At 59.6% G+C, this 16,824-nt stretch carries 11 protein-coding genes; 7 read left to right on the top strand and 4 right to left on the bottom strand.

The window, feature by feature from the left end; translation table 11 throughout:
* The first annotated feature begins 21 nt into the window (after nucleotides 1-21).
* Complete coding sequence (locus tag ACKWRH_RS06155; RefSeq protein WP_445219740.1) at nucleotides 22-1,413, top strand: FAD/NAD(P)-binding protein; 1,392 nt, start codon at nucleotides 22-24, stop codon at nucleotides 1,411-1,413.
* Between the two features lie 561 nt (nucleotides 1,414-1,974).
* On the opposite strand, the gene ACKWRH_RS06150 is transcribed toward ACKWRH_RS06155, so the two are convergent.
* Nucleotides 1,975-3,555 (bottom strand): S10 family peptidase, encoded by a 1,581-nt coding sequence (locus tag ACKWRH_RS06150; protein WP_445219739.1) that lies wholly within the window; start codon nucleotides 3,553-3,555, stop codon nucleotides 1,975-1,977.
* Between the two features lie 1,851 nt (nucleotides 3,556-5,406).
* The gene (locus ACKWRH_RS06145; RefSeq protein WP_445219738.1) at nucleotides 5,407-5,571 is read right to left on the bottom strand and encodes a hypothetical protein; all 165 of its coding nucleotides are present in this window, start codon (nucleotides 5,569-5,571) and stop codon (nucleotides 5,407-5,409) included.
* Nucleotides 5,572-6,714: 1,143 nt separating this feature from the next.
* On the opposite strand from ACKWRH_RS06145, the gene ACKWRH_RS06140 reads away from it, so the two are divergent.
* The 4 genes from ACKWRH_RS06140 (at nucleotide 6,715) to ACKWRH_RS06125 (ending at nucleotide 12,260) form a co-directional block, all read left to right on the top strand.
* On the top strand, nucleotides 6,715-7,947 hold the full coding sequence (locus ACKWRH_RS06140; RefSeq protein WP_445219737.1) for an MFS transporter: 1,233 nt from the start codon (nucleotides 6,715-6,717) through the stop codon (nucleotides 7,945-7,947).
* 1,849 nt (nucleotides 7,948-9,796) lie between these two features.
* Nucleotides 9,797-10,294 carry an amino acid permease gene (locus ACKWRH_RS06135; RefSeq protein WP_445219736.1) on the top strand — a complete coding sequence of 166 codons (498 nt, stop codon included), beginning with the start codon at nucleotides 9,797-9,799 and terminating at the stop codon, nucleotides 10,292-10,294.
* Between the two features lie 291 nt (nucleotides 10,295-10,585).
* Nucleotides 10,586-11,722, top strand: coding sequence for an MFS transporter (locus ACKWRH_RS06130; RefSeq protein ID WP_445219735.1), 1,137 nt, complete (start codon nucleotides 10,586-10,588; stop codon nucleotides 11,720-11,722).
* A gap of 277 nt (nucleotides 11,723-11,999) precedes the next feature.
* A complete protein-coding gene (locus tag ACKWRH_RS06125) occupies nucleotides 12,000-12,260 on the top strand; it encodes a hypothetical protein (RefSeq protein WP_445219734.1) in 261 nt (86 codons plus the stop codon).
* A 1,237-nt stretch (nucleotides 12,261-13,497) separates the two neighbouring features.
* Here ACKWRH_RS06125 and ACKWRH_RS06120 read toward each other — a convergent pair.
* Entirely contained in the window at nucleotides 13,498-13,731 is a 234-nt protein-coding gene (locus ACKWRH_RS06120) for a hypothetical protein (RefSeq protein WP_445222647.1), read from the bottom strand.
* Between ACKWRH_RS06120 and ACKWRH_RS06115 the strand changes: the two genes are divergently transcribed.
* Nucleotides 13,711-13,878: a hypothetical protein gene (locus tag ACKWRH_RS06115; RefSeq protein WP_445219733.1), complete on the top strand. Its 168-nt coding sequence runs from the start codon at nucleotides 13,711-13,713 to the stop codon at nucleotides 13,876-13,878. The genes ACKWRH_RS06120 and ACKWRH_RS06115 overlap by 21 nt on opposite strands.
* A 1,412-nt stretch (nucleotides 13,879-15,290) precedes the next feature.
* Here the strand turns inward: ACKWRH_RS06115 and ACKWRH_RS06110 are convergent.
* Complete coding sequence (locus ACKWRH_RS06110) at nucleotides 15,291-16,121, bottom strand: nodulate formation efficiency C protein (protein ID WP_445219732.1); 831 nt, start codon at nucleotides 16,119-16,121, stop codon at nucleotides 15,291-15,293.
* Nucleotides 16,122-16,234: 113 nt separating this feature from the next.
* On the opposite strand from ACKWRH_RS06110, the gene ACKWRH_RS06105 reads away from it, so the two are divergent.
* Nucleotides 16,235-16,720, top strand: a complete 486-nt coding sequence (locus tag ACKWRH_RS06105; RefSeq protein WP_445219731.1) for a hypothetical protein — start codon at nucleotides 16,235-16,237, stop codon at nucleotides 16,718-16,720.
* Nucleotides 16,721-16,824: the final 104 nt, after the last annotated feature.

The following is a 16,824-nucleotide window of genomic DNA, read 5'->3' as shown; positions in this document are numbered from 1 at the left end:
CTTGATCGGTAGAGTAATAGCATGACGAGTTCCAGTAGGCGGCACGTGATCATCATTGGCGGCGGCGCCAGCGGTGTCATGCTCACCTATCAATTGCTGCATCGGCCGACCAGCGATCTACGCGTCACGCTGATCGAGCAGCGTCCCGAAATCGGGCGCGGTATCGCATATCATACAGGTAACCCCGAACACTTGCTCAACGTACGCGCCTCAAATATGAGCGCGCTGCCCGACCAACCAGACCACTTTTGGCGCTGGCTGAGCTCGCGCGGTGCAGATGCACCGCTGCGTCCCGATCCCTATTGTTTCGTGCCACGACGCATCTATGGTGACTACATCGCGAGCTTGCTTGAGCAGCAGATATCTGCCCCGACGGACGCACGTCGTCTCTCAATCCTGCAAGGTACCTGCGTCGATATCAATGAGAAGCCAGCCTGCGTGTCGGTCAGGCTGGATGATGGCCGATCGCTAGTGGCCGAGACCGTCGTTCTCGCAACGGGACATGATCCGAGAGCTAACCGCCCGGCTCATGCGAATCCTTGGGCTCCACCGTCGGCTGCTCCCATCGACACCGATGCAACCGTACTGATCCTGGGCACGGGGCTCACTATGGTCGACTACGTCCTGTCGTTGATGCGTGACGGCCATCGCGGGCCGATCATCGCGATGTCACGGCGCGGCCTGCGCGCAAAACCCCACCGCCACATCGATGCTTTGCGAATTGAGGAGACGGACGTTCCTTTCGGCGCCAGCATTAGCAAGCTGGTACGCTGGCTTCGCGATCGTATAGACCGAAATGCGGCTCAAGGGGGCGACTGGCGCAGTGTCATCGATGGCCTTCGACCCTATACTCAGCGGCTGTGGCATGAGCTTCCCCGGGCATCGAAACGCCGCTTTCTCGAGCACGCGCGCGCCTGGTGGGATGTACATCGGCACCGGATGGCTCCGGAAGTCGAAGCACGCATCACTCAGGCGCTTGACAGAGGTCAGCTCACCCTGATGGCTGCAAAGGTGATCAGCATCGAGCCCAACAAGTCCGGAGCCAGAGTCACGTACCGCCGGCGGGGCGACGCCAATCCTCTCGACATACAAGTCGGCGCCGTCGTCGATTGCACCGGCATCGTCAAAGATCCGCGCGCTACGCTCAATCCAGCAGTGCTTAGTTTGTTCGACCGGGGTCTCGCCCGCGTCGACCCGCTCTGCATCGGCATTGAGACAGATCGCAATTGCGCGATCATCAGCCGCGATGGCGCGGCTTCGCGCTGCCTGTTCGCCGTGGGTCCGCTCACGCGCGCGGCCTTTTGGGAGATCATGGCGATACCCGATATTCGCAACCAATGTGCGGCACTCGCGGTCCTCCTCGCCGACACTGCAAGCGAGCATCAGCCCAAACTGCACCATGAACGCCTCTGAACGGCAAGCTTGCTTCTGCACCGATCGATCCATAGTGCGGCTAGTCAAAACTCATTCTGCTTAGAATGGCAGCCCAAATTGCCATCTGCTTTCAGGTCCATAGTGTCAAATAGAATGGTCGCCATCCATGATCTGTTTGATGTCCGTGGCACTGGCCCACACGCTGCCGACTGTGACGGAGGTGGACGATCCTCCCCTTTGGCTCGAGGAAATCGATGGGCCGCGCGCGTTGGCTTGGCCGCGCCGAGAACGACAAGACGCTCAGTGCGTTCGATCGGATCCCCAGTATCAGCGCTTCTACGAAGAGGCGCTCAGATGGGCGAGAACCAGGCCGCTGACGCGGCCACCCGGGATGGGCCACTGCCAAGCCGCCTATTTGCGCGTCGGTGACGGCGCCAATGAAGCCGGCCAAGTAGGCCGCGCGAAAAGTAGGCGTAGCCTGGCCTCGACCAAGATCGGTCGTAGCCGGAAAGCTCGGAAACGTAGCGGAGGCTGGGATTTCAGTTGAGATCTCGCGCTAGGAAACACTGACATACTACGCGCTCGCGGGCCTGCTATGACTTAGTTCGACGCCGACTTCATCATCGCCTCGACCTCCGCGCGAAAAGCCTGGCGCGCGGCGTTGCGCGAGTAGAACATGTGGCCGCCCGGAAAGACCACAAGTTTGACCCGCGGCGCCGAGGCGAAGGCAGGCAACTGGTCGAGCACGATCTGCGAACCGAAATAGGGCGTGGCGAGGTCGAACAGGCCATGCCCGACCAGCACCGTCATCTTCGCGTCCGTTGCGAGGATCTGGCGCAGCTCCGACACCGACTGCGGGGGGTGGATGCCGTGGCCGAAATCCCAGGCCCACCTGATCGCACCGCTCAGCACCTCATACGAGCCGTCCGGCCGCCAGTTCAGCTTGCGCGTGAGGAGATCGACAGCGGCACTGGTCAGCGGTGCCTGAAGTGTGTCGCCCGAGGGATCGCCGAAGCGAGAGCTGCTGGAATCCGGATAGGGATCGAAGCCGCGCACGGAGGCATCGTAGCGGCCGGTCACCTTCCCGTTCTTGCGGTCGAGCTCGCGGCGGAATTCGTTGACGTCAAAGCGGCCCGCGAGCCTGCGGCTCACCGCCTGGTCGATGCCGGTCAGCGTGGCGACCTTGTCGGACAGACGCATGGCCGCCTCCCTGTCCGCCTCGCCTTTGACGAGGTCGGTCAAGAACTCGCCGCGCGCGTAAGCTTCGACGTCAGCGAGATCGGTCCGCTTCACCGGACCCTTGGCTTCGCGCACGGTCGCGACATAACTCGGCAGCGTTGCGACGTATTGCAGAAGGCTGGTGCCGGTGGACTCGCGGAAGTCGAACAGCGGCGAGATCATGATCAGGCCATTGACGCCGACACCCTGCTGCGTCTGCAACTGGCGCACGACCTTCGGCCCGCGAATGCCGCCATAGCTTTCGCCCGCGATATATTTTGGCGACAGCAGTCGGTCGTGCTTCTCGAGCCAGCGGCGGATCACCAGCGCCAGCGCGCTGACATCGCCGTCCACGGAATAGAACCGCCTGCGGAGATCTTCGCCGGTCGCGATGAAGCGGCTATAGCCGGTCCCCACCGGATCGATGAAGACGAGGTCGGTGAAATCGAGCCAGGTCTCCGCGTTGGGCTTCACCTCTGGGGAGGCTGATGGCGTGACCTCGTCGGCGTTGATCGGCAGTCGCCAGGGACCGGCATTACCGAGCTGCAGCCAGGCCGACGATGCGCCCGGCCCTCCGTTGAAGAAGAACGTGACCGGGCGCGTGGCGCGGTCGGTGCCGTCGAGCTGATAGGAGGTGTAGGCGATCTCGGCCTGCGGCTCGCCCTTGTCGTCGAACAGGCGGATGGAGCCTGCAGTCGCGGCGAAGGCGAGCGTCCGCCCGGACAGCTCGAGCGTCTGCCGGGTGGTGGAGTCCGGCGGCAGGCGATGCTGCTCGGCCGTCTCCGAAGGATTTTGCTGCGAGTCTTGCGCGTTGCCGCCCCGCCCGCTGCCCTTCAGGCCGGCCGGCGCCGTCGCCTCAGGACGCTGCGGCGGATCATCGGCGCGGGCGCTCCCCATCACGCCGCAGGCAAACAGAGCCAGCGCAAGAGAAATGCGGCGCAGCGCGGTTAAATCGAACTGCATAGAGTCTCTCCCGTCCCGGCCGCACTTCGTCCCGGCCACACTTTGAGTGCACGAGGCTATCTGCCAATACTCGCTTAACTGACAGTCGAGGAACAACAAAGCTACTAAGTCCGGTAGTATTCCTCACGCCTGTCGGTAGTAGCGCCAACGCAGGGGGCGGTGCCTGCAGGCCGACGAGCACATCCAAATGGATGGCTTACGAGCTTCTGGCGCGCGCGTTGCATCGAAACAACATGAATCTCGCCGCACTGACGCGGTTCGAGGATGCCCTCATAGCCCCTTGGGCGCTGGCTTCTGGCGCAAACCTGGAGCGAGTGACCGGCGGCAAGCGGCAAGGTGAACAAACTCAATGCGCTAGGTGTGCTCACGACCGAGATGCATGTTGAGAACTTTGCGCTGCATACGAGGAGCCGCCGGGAACGCGCGTTCAGACGAACGACGCACTCGCGACCGCGCATTGTGTTGTTATCCCGGCTTGATGCCTGCTCAGGAGGCAGATTGGAAACCTGCCTGGATCGCTCCCGCCGGATGATCTTCGAAGTGAGCGGGGTAAGGAGCTCGGTTGCGCTTACCGTGTTGCTGACGGGCAGCAATTCCTGTGTCCCAGACGATTGGCGTGTCACTCCACATTGGATCCCTACGGAATCCAAAAAAGCTGCGTACCCAAAACATAATGCAGCCCAGAAGGTACAGGAGGCCGCTCAGAGCATGCGAAACTCGGGCATCCTTGGCGTTCAATCCTTGATCGCGGTCTATATCGTTCCGTATCAAACGCGAAACCCGATCTGGCATACGCGAGCCAAATGCTCGGACCGGTGGGCAAGAAAAAAGGGCCGCTTGAATGACAAGCGGCCCAAGTCTAGGGAGGAAACGCCCAAGGAGGGCTGCGGAAGCGCGAGACGCCACCGCACTGCAATAATACGCGACCGCACTGCACACGCAAGTCTTTTTCGCCGGTCTCTGCGAGGCATACCCATCAAGTGCCGACGCCAAATCGCTTTGTGGCAATTTCCTGTTCGCCTTAGGCAGAGAAGACTCTCGTCCGTTGGCCGGGGTGGTCGAATCCATGTAGTCCATTCCAATCCATGTGAAATAGAGCCAGTTCTGGAAATCTCTGCACAGGACGGAAAAGGGAAGTTTCTGCCGGCAACGGCAACCAGCTGTGCTGGATTCTGCGTAAACGAGGTGATCAGGCGGTCGACACTTCTTGTGTTCGGCTCCACTTGCGGAAAGAAAGGCGAAACCTCCGCGATTTGTAGGCGAGGTGAGGCTATTTCTCCCAGCTTCGCCCGTTATGTAGGTTCATGCTCGACGTAGGCATGATGGTTCTGCGAACGCGAGCTTAAGGCAGCCCGTGAACGCGAAATCGTAAGAGAAGCACCATGCTCTTGAGCGTCGCCGGCTGATTCAAACACTGTCCGTACCTGTAAGAGGCGATCGGTTGGTGATCAGGACTTGAATTTGCCAGCTCGTTATATCAAGCTCAAGTCGTCGCAGCTGAAGCAACGGAGCGATGCAGCAGGTCCACCACCGCGGCGCCGTGTGCGCCTTCCGCATAGAAGATCGACCGATTGTCGACGGCAGCAGCGACGCCGGGCTCGCGGTAATGAGTTGGGAAATCGCGCAGAGCGGCGATCCCCGCCCTCGCCGGTCGCCTCGAAAAACGCCGCCATCAACGTGGATCACCTGCGCTCGCTGACAAACGCCATGTCGGGGCACTGATCTCATTCAGCGTCCCGCCGGCAATCGGCTCGACGTGTTTGCAGGCCCCGAGCTCGCGCCCGAGCCGTTCAAGTCGGGCGACTGACAAAGGGCTTTCCTACCGGCACGCTCGGGATGAGCCATGTGTGCTCAACCGTCGAGGGCGTCGAAGCATTGCTGCCATCTGATCGCTACTTGCTTGGCTTCAAGGTGTGGGACATCGGCTTCAAGGCGGTATGGACTGTGCGTCTTCCACGTCAATCCCGCCATCAGAGCTTTTGCAATCGTCGGCTCGGGAAAGAAGGCCTTCATCATTTCATGGTCAAGGGCGACAGTGCTAACCACGTCGGCTAAGGCAACAGACCTCGCAAATCGATCAGCAATGCATGACTACACGCTAAGGCAACGCACGAACAATCAGATGAGGTCATTCGCCTGCGCGACATGCGCCTATCAGCGGCGGCACCCTGAGTGCGCGTCCCCAGTTCCCAGCGTTCTACCTCTGAACTGTGGTTCGCTGTAGCGTGTACCGTCGAACGCTAACAACACGATTGTCGGGTTTGAGACAGAAGATCCTCTATTCGACGCGCACACCCAATTGCGAGCTAGCTAGAGAACCCCCATTTTTCAGGCGGCACGCCGCTTGCTTCATCCGTAGCGCCGTCGCCGACGCCAGCTTCACGGTGCTCGGCTGGAAACCGGGAAAAGCGCAGCGGAGCGTTGATGAGATCTGGAGTTCGTTCTTGCGCAGCCACAGTGAACGCGCCCCTCGCAAGCTTCGCAAACAGTTCGGCGGGCTTTGGACCAGCAGTAAAACTGCCGTGCACTCTGTGGAGCAGGTCAGAAGATATATTGGCGAGTGGATCGGCAATGGTTACGGCCGGACGCCCTTCAGCAAACTGTGTTTGCCAATATGGCGGCGACCTTCCGGCAGGTCACTTTGCTCGACAAGATGACGGTCAGGCGCAGTGTGCATCCCTTGAGTCCGACCTGAACCGAAGTAGCAACTGCCGCCCGGACCTCACCCCCGGAACGATCGATTTCCGATCGAGCCCTGCGGCGCAGGGGACGAACAACGATGTTGCGGCCAATCGGTCGGCACGGAGGCTCGTTCAGTGATCGCAGCGTCCAACGCTAGGGCCTGCACGCGGCCGAGGGGAGAACGTATGCCCGCTCCTCAATTTGAGTGCGCAACTATGATATCGCGCGAGGAATCGGGACCGGACAAGCCTGCTTCTTTGAGGCACGACGGCAAATCGGGGCGCAAACGGAAGACGTTGCGAGGTGATCTCGAACAAACGATCGAAACGGACGAGCTGTTTCCGGACCTCAGCGCTTCTCGACATTCTCTAAAGTTGCATATCCCGCGTTGAGGCGCGGCTGCGCCGGAACGATCTGTTGCATGCAAACGGTGCCCTCGAGGCACACGCGAAACTTCTCTTGCGGAGGAAGAGGCTGATGGGACGTCGTTACTTGCCACATATCGCGATGGTTGCGTTGGCTAGTCAGCAGTATCTGGCAATCGCGTTCATTTGTTCGGCCATTCCGGTGATCCTTCGAGGCAACGGCGCCAGCCTGGAATTTGTCGGCTTGTATAGCACGTTACTCTTTGCCTTCACCATTAACTTCCTTTGGGCGCCGGTCGTGGATCGATGGAGCCTCAATCGTCTCGGGCTGAGGCGTTCATGGATCCTGTGGACCCAAATCGCCAGTACCACTGTGCTGGGAACGATGGCATTTTTGAACCCGAAGACAAATCTCGTCGCGATCTTTGTTGTTTCTCTCGCACTCGCGACCATTGCCGCGACTCAGCGCATCGCAACGTTGGGCTACATGGCGGAAGCCCTCGATTCCAGTGAGCGGCCGCTCGGCGCCGCGCTGCTGGGTTGGGGCCGGGTCGTCGGCCACGTGATCGGCGGCGCGGTCTGTCTGCAATTGATCGAGATTGTCGGTTGGTGTCCGGCTTTGCTGGCCTTAGCCCTGCTGCTAGCCGTTTTCGCTGGATGGGTGTTCGCGATTCCTGAACCGCTCCTTTGCAAGGACCGATCGCGCTCGCCGCAGCGCCTGTCTATCTTCGCGATCTTACGCAACAATAGCCTGTGGACCACGGCCGCATTGATCGCGCCTGGCGTTCTCGGAATCGCTGTAGCGTTCGCAACGGTGCAGTTGCGGCTCGTTGATCTCGGCTTTGCCGCGGCAGACATCGGATGGATTGGAGCGCTCTCGAACGTATTGACCTATACGATCGTCGCACCGCTGACCAGCGCGATTCTCGCGCGAATGGCGCCGCAGCGAGGCCTGATCTTGGGCTGCGCGGTCCTGGCGATCGGTTTTGGAGCGCTTGCGATTATCGATCGCTATGTTGGCGCTCGCGTGAGCGCCGTCGCGAGCGTTGGGATCGTGTTCGCAGCACTCGCAGTCCAGCATGTCACATTCACGAACTGGTTTCTCGGGCTCGCCCGGCCGGGCAACGCGGGAACAGACGTCACGTTCCTGACCGCGGCGATGTCGGCGTTCGCATTGCTGGGCTTTGCGGCGAGTGGGTTTATTGCGGCGAGGTTAGGCTACGGCGTCACGCTGATATTGCCGGGCCTCGGCTATGCTCTCTCAGCCTTGCTCGCCGCGGCATTGCTCCGTCAATCGGACACCGCGGCGCCTGGCGAGAGACTGATGCTCGGGCGCACGCCGTAGAGTGGATTCCGATCAGCAGCGGTTGGAATTCCCAGATCAGGCCGGTCCTGATCCAAGCTTGCTGCCGGCGAAGGAAGCCGGCAGGCATAACGGACATCACATTCGGTCCAAGCGGGTGGTGGCCGCCGTTGAGGACGGCATGTCGCGTCGCGAGCTGCGGCGCACTTTCTCGTGGGCATGTCGAGCACGTCCGCCGGGTGGCGAAGCGCAGCAATCACTTCGCCCCACGCGAATGGACAGAGGCTGAAGATCAGATCACACCCATCAAGCTCGTCAGACGTCAGATGTACCCGCGGGATAATCAGAGCTGCACACAAAGCTGCGTCAGAGCCAAGATTGCCGTCCAAATGACACCGACTAAACGAAGAAGCCGTCACAGTCAGTTTGGCGGGACGTTCCGTCCCTCAGCATTTCTTTGCTAGCACGGAAACGTTTCTATAGGACTGACCTCTTGCGGTCACCGGCCTGTGACTGTCAAGCCCCCACTTTTTGTAGTCGAACAGTTTGGCAAAATCATCTTGAACTCGCTCGACAACATCCGAGTCGAGTCTGTCGAGTGATAAGGATTTTCCGTCAAGATCATTTCGCCACTCTCCGGCCTGCTCAGCTTGTCACCGTCCATGGTCGCTCGTTCGAGTGGCTGGACATCCGCACCGAGACAGTCGCCCAGCTGCGCGATCCGGTGACGCTCGAACGAGCGTGGGTGCCCCTCGCCGAGATCACCGTTCCGGAGCAGCCAGAATGGGCGCCAACGCATCCCGCGGTCAGGGAGGCCGCTCGCCCACTTTGTAATTTTTTTCGTCGCTTCGCTCGTCAAAAAAAATCAGCTTCTCGCGCCAATGGGGACTATCCTGAACGAGCTTGATTGCAGATTAACGCAAGTAACTCGGTTGCCGCCCTTGCTGCACGCCTGGTGCCGAAGCAGATCAAAACGGCCGGTCGGGCGAAATGAGCGCCTCAAATTGGGCTGCACTCAGCCGAATCACGAGAACGCCGTCCTTGCTTCTATCAACAACTTCGATCCATGGAGGCTTTTGCGCGCATCGGAACCCGCAATTCGATGCGAATTCGAGGCATGATGCTTAGATCCGATATTCGTTCGTCGGCAAGGAACGATTTGTGTTCAACGGATTAGTGTTCCCTCCTGTCTCGCCGGAATCGTCGAGCGACTGCATCGCAACGCTTGAAGCCGAAGAGGCGCACCTCTGAAAGCCGACGAGCCCACCGCGACTGCAGTTTTTGCAGGGTATGCGCATGGCTTCTTTCGTCCGACGGTGCACGCGATGCAAGAAGGTGTCGGCCTGATTGGTTCCAACATCGATGGCACCATACCAGGTTTCATGATGGCGCCGACGCTACCACCGCGAAGACCGAGATTCGCTGCTGCAAGTCGACATCGCGGCCAAGTTTCCTGGCGGGATGCTGGCACAGCTTAAGGTCCGGTGCCGACGATCGCGTCGCTGCCGAGAGCAATAAGATGTGGCCAGCTCAACGGGCCGCGATAACGATCATCGCCGTCGTTACAAAGCCATCGCGGCTCAGCGTCGCCGAGGCGCATGGCGACGCTCACACGCTTACTCCTCGTTTTTGGCCCCGGTTTCGGCGGCTGCAAGAGCGCGCCGCAATCACGGCTTCTATGAGGTCGCACGCACGACAGGGCGCGGTTCGCGAGGGCCACGCGACATCGCAGACCCCTCAAGACCATGCTGCCTGGAGCTTAGACTTCCATTGCGTAAGGTGCTCATTTCCATCATGGCATATGGTACGAAGCGCTTCCGGGCGCAGAGTCACTGACCTTTGACCTGGAGCCAGTGCAACGCCCCGAGCGGACGTTTGCTGGGGGCAACTCTTGAGTTTGCGCGTCGCTCTCGTGCTGCGCCAGCTCAGCCATTTGACTGCGGGGCACCTGATCGCTTTGGCTGCCGTGATCGCTCTGCCGTCGGGCATTCTCGTGGGTAGTAACGGCCAGAGCCGCCTCTTCTTCGTCATGGCCCGCGATGGTCTCCTTCCGCGGAGCCTCGCGAAGATAACTCCGGGCACTGAAACGCTGACCGGCGTAACCCTGCTGACCGGGCTGACCATCGCGCTTCTCGCAGGTATTTTCTCCCTCGAGGAGATTGCCGAACTCGCCAATGCTAACACGCTGGTCGCGTTCATTGCCGTCGTGGCTTGCCTGATGATCTTGCACCCCCTTGCCCGAACTGCCGCGCCTATTCCGATGATCGAAGCCCTTCGTTGCCTGCGCACTCTGACGATCATTGGCTGCGATTACCTGTTGTTCAGCCTGGCCAGAGACGACGCTCATTTGCTTCGGAGTCTGAAACGTGATCGGCTTGCTGATCTATAGGTTCTATGGTCGCACCGGCAGTGACATCCAGCGAGGTCAGAGCCACGGCCTGATAAGCAGATCCAAGGCCGATCACGGCCGAAGCCACGGGCCGGTGGACACGATCGAGCCTTGCGCGTAACAAAAATGGAGAAACCAAGAGCCGATGTGGAGTGACTTGGAAACTCCTCATTCTTAGCGGGTGGACTCTTTCGTTTCGATCGCCGTACATTGTAGATGCACAGCTTGGCACGCGGTGCAAAGTACCAGAGCGTTACGCTCGCGAACTATTTCCTCCGGAGATTCCAAACGATGTCTGCCGATCGGCCGGCCACCCGGCTCGCGACGCGCCTTGCATTCTTTGTCGCAGGCTTCGGCATGGCGGCCTGGGGGCCGCTGGTGCCGTTCGCGAAGGAGCGACTGGCCGTCGATGACGGCGTTCTAGGTTTTCTGCTGCTCTGCCTCGGTATGGGCTCGGTTGTCGCGATGCTTTTGACCGGCTTGTTGAGCGCGCGCTACGGCAGTAAGCCGGTCATCCTGATCGGTGGGTTCGGCCTTGCACTCATCCTGCCTTGGCTCGTGATTGCCGGTACGGCTTCGGCGCTCGGGGTCGCGCTGGTCGCCTTCGGCGCCTCGCTCGGCGCAATCGATGTCGCTGCCAATATCTGTGCGGTCGAAGTGGAACGTGCAGCGAAGCGTCCGTTGATGTCCGGCTTTCACGCGCAGTTTAGCATCGGCGGTTTTGCCGGCTCCGCCGCGATGACCGTACTGCTCTGGTTGGATGTTGGTGCCTTTTCATCAACCCTGATCTGCTCCACTGTCATGGTGAGCGTCATGATGCTGACCTGGTCGCGATTGCCCCAAAGAGAGCAGGCGCAGCAAAGGGCACTATTCGTCATGCCGCACACCGTCGTGGTGCTGCTCGCGGCATTAGCGGCGATCATCTTCCTCATTGAAGGAGCCATGCTTGATTGGAGTGCCTTGCTGCTCGTGGACCGTGGCCTTGTCCCGAAAGCGCAGGGCGGACTCGGCTACATGCTATTCTCTATCACCATGACCGTCGGGCGTCTCGGGGGCGATTCCGTCGTGGCGCGTGTGGGCGACCGCGCTACACTTGTGTTCGGCAGTCTACTGGCTGTCGCGGGTTTCGCGCTTTTGCTGGCCGCGCCAGGGGCACCCTTCGCCATGGCCGGCTTTCTGCTCATTGGACTCGGTGCATCGAACCTGGTGCCAGTTCTCTTCCGGAGGGCCGGCACCCAGAAGGTCATGCCTGCCGGCCTTGCGGTTGCGGCGATCACCACGGTTGGCTATGCCGGAATCCTCGTTGGACCCGGGGTCGTCGGCTTCCTCGCCAACCTCGCAGGATTGTCAAGCGCGTTTGCGATGTTAGCGGCACTCATGTGTCTGGTCACTCTGTCGGCGCGCAGCGTGACCATGGAAGCACGGTGAGGTTGACGGGGCGGCGTGCCCACGAGCAGCTCGGCTAGATGGTGGCACAGCCGAGCGGCGCCTCGCGCGTTTCTCAGTTCTGTTATGAGATTAAGGCCACTTCAATTGCGGCTTGCCGCATCCGCGTGCTTCACACTCAGATATCCCGAACGGCAGCACGAATACCCCTCCCGGGCACTAGCTTGAGGTAAGCCTCGCGCTCAGCCTGCAATATCTTGGAGGCCGATCCCCGGCTTAGGGAGCGCATTGCCCGTTACCGGAGAACTGACCGTCAGGAGTGGGCGACGATACCGAGATCGGCTCGGTGTCGCCGATGCGGATCAGCATAGGTGCGCGGCGCGAGCTCACGGCGGCGGTGGTGGCAGAGCGCTATCGATCGGCGGGGTGGGCAGACAAGGGAGGCATGCGCGACGAGCTTTGCGCGGTAACGGGCTGGCATCGCAAGCACGCGGAACGGAAGCCGGCCATGTCGCAATTTCGCCGGAGGCCCGGCGGCCGCGAAGGCCGACCGATGGTGCCTCTATCAGGGATGCGCTAGTGGCGCTATGGGAGGCCTCGGATCGGATCTGCGACAAACGTCGCTGCCTTCGCTGAAGCGGCATGGCCGGCTCAAGCTCGACGAGGCTGACCAAGCACTTGTGCTCGGCGCCAGCGTAGCACGATTGATCGACTCCTCTTCGAGAATCTGTAGCTGGCTCGTTTGTTCAAACGGTGACGATGGTCGACGTCGTGACTGGTTGGACCGAGTGCATGCCGCTGGTGACGCTGCGAGAGCGGAGGTCCCCTCGTCGTTCTCGAGCGCTACCTCAACGGCAAAGCAGCCGGGTTTGATAGATTGAGCTACTCGTCCAACCCGCTTCTTTTCCAGAGAGCTTGAATCGCACGCAACGGTACATTGTACGATCTCAATCGCATGAACTTGCCCCCATGGACACTTGACCCCATGGACTTGGCCTAACCTTTGTTCGTGACGTTTCTTAGGGCCCGCGTTGACAGCCCGTTGATGGACCGTCGACTTGCCCATGACCGATGTCTATTGCAACGGTGAGAGGACAATGACCGATGCCGGTGTACTCGGGAGTCGATTTTGCGCCGCGGCTGCCCAACTGGCCAAAACCTCGAGAAGGAGTTGGCCCCGGACCGGCACGCTTACCTCAGTAAATCCGCCCTTGGATTTCAGTTGGAATGCAGCGGAGGAAACTGCGGCCACAGCCTCGATTTGACTGCGTTTCGGCTCTGCCGTGTCACCCGTTATCGCCCAATCATTCGATCAACATGCATGAGTAAGCCCTCATTAAGGACGCAAGTTTCGCGGTCCTCGGTCGGGGATCTCCATGTCCAGACGTTTGGGAGAAACGTGAAGATGGATAATTCACACCCGCTTGTCGGGTATTCTTATTGTCCGCAGGACAAGTTCGCCGCCCGACAAAGAGCCGTATCTCGCGCAAAGCATCTTTGTCTCGAAGATTTCAAGAGATGCCTGGCGCGCGTACCAGCGGCTGTCGATATCAGCTTTGCCGGGTACTCGGAGCTCTGGCTCAATCCGGATTGTACCGAAATGGTTGAGCATGCCTACGCATCTGGCCATGGCATCCGGATTTTCACGACGCTCGCAGGAATGAACGGGCGGGATCTACGACGCCTGCAAGCGCTGGAATTCCGCGTTTTCCTGGTACATGTTTTTGACGACGGCACGTACATGAATAGTCGCCTCGTCAGGTGCAAGTATGTCGATTTGATGCGTCAACTGGTCGACGCAGATATCTCATCGTTGATTATTCATAATTCTGGGGGAGGTCCACCCCGAACTTGTCGAGATAATCCCCGACGAAGCGCTGGTTCGCTCTCGTCTCTTGAGCAGCAGGTGTGGAAGCGTCGACCCCAAGATCGTTGAAGCACCACAGCCAATCGCCGGAGTGCTGACCTGTCTTGACGAACGACAGCATCGCAATGTTCTTCTCCCAAATGGCGACGTTACTCTCTGCGGCATGGATTTTGAGCGACGGCACGTTTTAGGCAACCTTCTCCGCGACAGATATAAGGATCTCTTCGAAGGGTCGACTTTTTGCGAGGTTGTCGATCGCATGAACGGAAAGGAGGGGTTTCTGCTTTGCAGGATATGTGAATTCGCCCAGCCAATAGCGCCGGCATGCTGATTTTGAGAAAAGCTGCCCGGCGCTAATTCAAGAGTACCGTCGAAACTTGGACGCGCACCGTTCAGCTCTATCCTGCCGAGCCGATCCGCATGACCTTGGTGGTTCGCTCAACTACTGTAGCACAGGTTCATTAGGCAATCGGTCACGACATTCGTGATCTGCGAAACATTTTTGCTCTGCGAGACGCTGGCGCCGCTGAGAGGTTGGCCGAAGGCGTATGCATTTGGCGTGCTCGCGCACATTGATCACGTGGACAGACATTCTTATCGCAAACACGACAGACGCGTTTGGATCAGTGCCATCCAAGGCCCGCCAGGGATCGTTGGCTTGTCAAGAACTGGAAAGGCCAGACTCTCACGATCGCAGAGCGAGTGACGCGGGCCAACGTCTCGGTTCTGCGCTGAAGTTTCAGACCGTGCGACGTTGGTGGCCGATCAGAACGGGCGGGTTTACGGCACAATCGGCACTCTCACTCACGCAGAATTGGATCGGCTTTATTCAGAGCCCAGCTTCCACGGCCTATCGACGTAGATCCTATGTTCCCCTCTGAGGTGACGGGCGGCAAGCTCATATCGAGGGTTGCGCCGGATGGTCCGGCGCCGAGCCTCAAGCATGGGACATTTGCATCCTTTTCTTTTGTCGGCGTCCGCGGTGGCAGAGCCATCGGCCGCTTGTGTTTGCGCGGAAGGCTGAGGTCACTATCTTAGACGTCGGCATTGGATTAGTTAGCCGACCAATCCTGGTCGGTACCTGCAGGATTTCCCAGCTGTGAGGGCTTCCTGGTGGACATGCACCCATCGGGTAACGCGGTGATCAGCTTTTGCTATTTGAAACGGTAAAGCTGGCCACTGAAGTTAGCGGCGCGTGGCAGGGACAGCGCTTCATGGACCGTCACAAAAGCGTCGAGTCACGTCGCTGCTGATTTCGGTGGTGGGCAGTAGTTTGACGTGTGAAAGAGCGATCTGCTGCCCCGCATCGGTCCAGCGACCCATTGTAAGGAAGCCGTGGCAGGGGTGGGCGTCGGGTACGAAGCAACGGAGAACATCAAGTGTCCAGTTTCGATCCCCGGCATGATCAGCGCAACACAGGCGCAAGCGACACTGACGCCGGCTCTTGTCGCGGCGTTAGGTTGTCGCGGCGTTAGGCACGTCCTTGTTGCCGCTGGAAGTGCTCGGCCTCTACAAGATTTTTTCACCACCTGCTCCATTCGGACACGGGAAGCGGATCGTATCGGGCCTGGAGGAGCATTTCTGACGAACGTCTAGCAAACGGATGACACGCTCTCGCGCCCGGGTCTCTGCGCGCGCGATAGCACGTATCAGCCTCGCGATAGCACGTATCAGCCTATCGTCAACCTGTTCGTCTTCGCCGTCCATGATTGACGGCCCGCGGCTCGCGCTTGTTTACTGCTTTCATTTGGCCAATGTTTTTCGGCCCTTCTCGAATGTTTCCTGGTCTTTCGGGTCTGCAAGTTCAAACCAAGAACCGGGTGCATACGCGGCGATAAGCGTGGCAAAGAGGGATCGTGGCTCCCAATCCTGCTCTTCGCGCTTCTCGAAAATGATGACTCCGTCACGGTGCAGATAACCAGGTCCGGCAATATTGCAGTCGACCGAGAGCTTCACGCGCCACAGGGTGCCGTTCGCGGTTTGCTGCTCGTCTACCTTCGGCGAGTAGTGCACTCCGACCGGCTCACCGATAGTGCAGCGATGTAGCCGCAGAAGATCGCCCAGCTTGCCTTGCGCGGTCATCACGAAGTTAAAGCTAGCGGGATCATGCAGAAAGCGACGGTTCACGCCCCTTTCCTTGTTTGTTGCCTCGTCAGCAACAAGCGAAAGTGCGAACGCCTGCCAGCCTAGTTCCATCGGCTTTGCATATGGAGCCACAAGTTTCACTGTGCCATCGGGTGCAACTTCCCATGTGACCGTATACTCGTCCTTTCCTTCATCAGATCGGCGTTTGGCCCATGAAAAGACAACGAGCTCGCCAGTGTCGGTCCTTGGCCCAGGCGCCCATCCCCTGGGAACGAAGTGGGCTACCATCGAGACCTTGGTGAAGATTTGCTCCGCCGTTTCGCCATCCTGCGCTCGCCAAGTTGATTTAACCTTGTCGATGAGCGCGTCGTCGTCCGTACGGACACCACCATCCTTACCGGCGAGCCCACCGGGCAAAACCAGCCATAGACCAAGACCGAGACAAAGCCCGAGAGCGATGCCGAACCACGGTACGCGCCTTTCAGTCATTTTCTCTTACCTCGCGTACCCCACGCAGCCGGTCCAAGTCGTATCGTATCTCCGAAGAGACCCGCGACGCACCTGTCAGAATTGGTTGGTGACCATGCCGCCGGGCGTCTGGAGTGAAGGCCCGTTCGGCGGGCCATTTACGGCTCGGGAAAGCCACTTCTTTTTGTGAGAAACCAAAGGCCGAAAACGCCGCCGCGAAATATGCGCGAACTGGGCTGTCCCGCGTACCCGCGCCGGATTGCCCCCACAAAGTCCTTAGCATGATCGCCGCGTCCGGCGCTTGCTATGCAGGGACAATCAACCCCGGATTGCTCATCATGATGCAGTCTACGCCTGACGAGAAGCAGGCCATCATCGACTACATGAACTGGCTGGCGCTCGACCAGACCGTCGAGTTCTTGCAACAGCCCTATGCCGAAAACGTGTTGAACCATCAGCATGTCGTTTGGGACGTTTGCACCAACGTCGATCGCTGGTGGGTGATCACCAATCTGACCAATCTGTACTCGCAAGAGCAGTTCTTGAGCATGGACTTGGCCGTTACGTTTCATGTCGACCTCTGCCTGCGCATGCCCCCCGCCAGAAGTCCAAACTGTTAGAACTCCCAGTCGAGTCGGTTGCGGCTTGCGCGCGCGGGACTACTGATCGTGGGGTTTGTGGGGCTGCTGGCAGGCTCGGCGACGAATGCCGAGGTGCGTGCGGT

This window comes from Bradyrhizobium sp. Pa8, assembly GCF_052588265.1.
Note: the sequence above shows the minus strand (reverse complement) of the source record. Positions and strands in the feature narration are given on the sequence as shown.

Coding starts and splice junctions, on each gene's coding strand:
- ACKWRH_RS06155 (WP_445219740.1), top strand. CDS start 22: ATGACGAGTTCCAGTAGGCGGCACGTGATCATCATTGGCGGCGGCGCC.
- ACKWRH_RS06150 (WP_445219739.1), bottom strand. CDS start 3,555: ATGCAGTTCGATTTAACCGCGCTGCGCCGCATTTCTCTTGCGCTGGCT.
- ACKWRH_RS06145 (WP_445219738.1), bottom strand. CDS start 5,571: ATGATGAAGGCCTTCTTTCCCGAGCCGACGATTGCAAAAGCTCTGATG.
- ACKWRH_RS06140 (WP_445219737.1), top strand. CDS start 6,715: ATGGGACGTCGTTACTTGCCACATATCGCGATGGTTGCGTTGGCTAGT.
- ACKWRH_RS06130 (WP_445219735.1), top strand. CDS start 10,586: ATGTCTGCCGATCGGCCGGCCACCCGGCTCGCGACGCGCCTTGCATTC.
- ACKWRH_RS06115 (WP_445219733.1), top strand. CDS start 13,711: ATGGATTTTGAGCGACGGCACGTTTTAGGCAACCTTCTCCGCGACAGA.
- ACKWRH_RS06110 (WP_445219732.1), bottom strand. CDS start 16,121: ATGACTGAAAGGCGCGTACCGTGGTTCGGCATCGCTCTCGGGCTTTGT.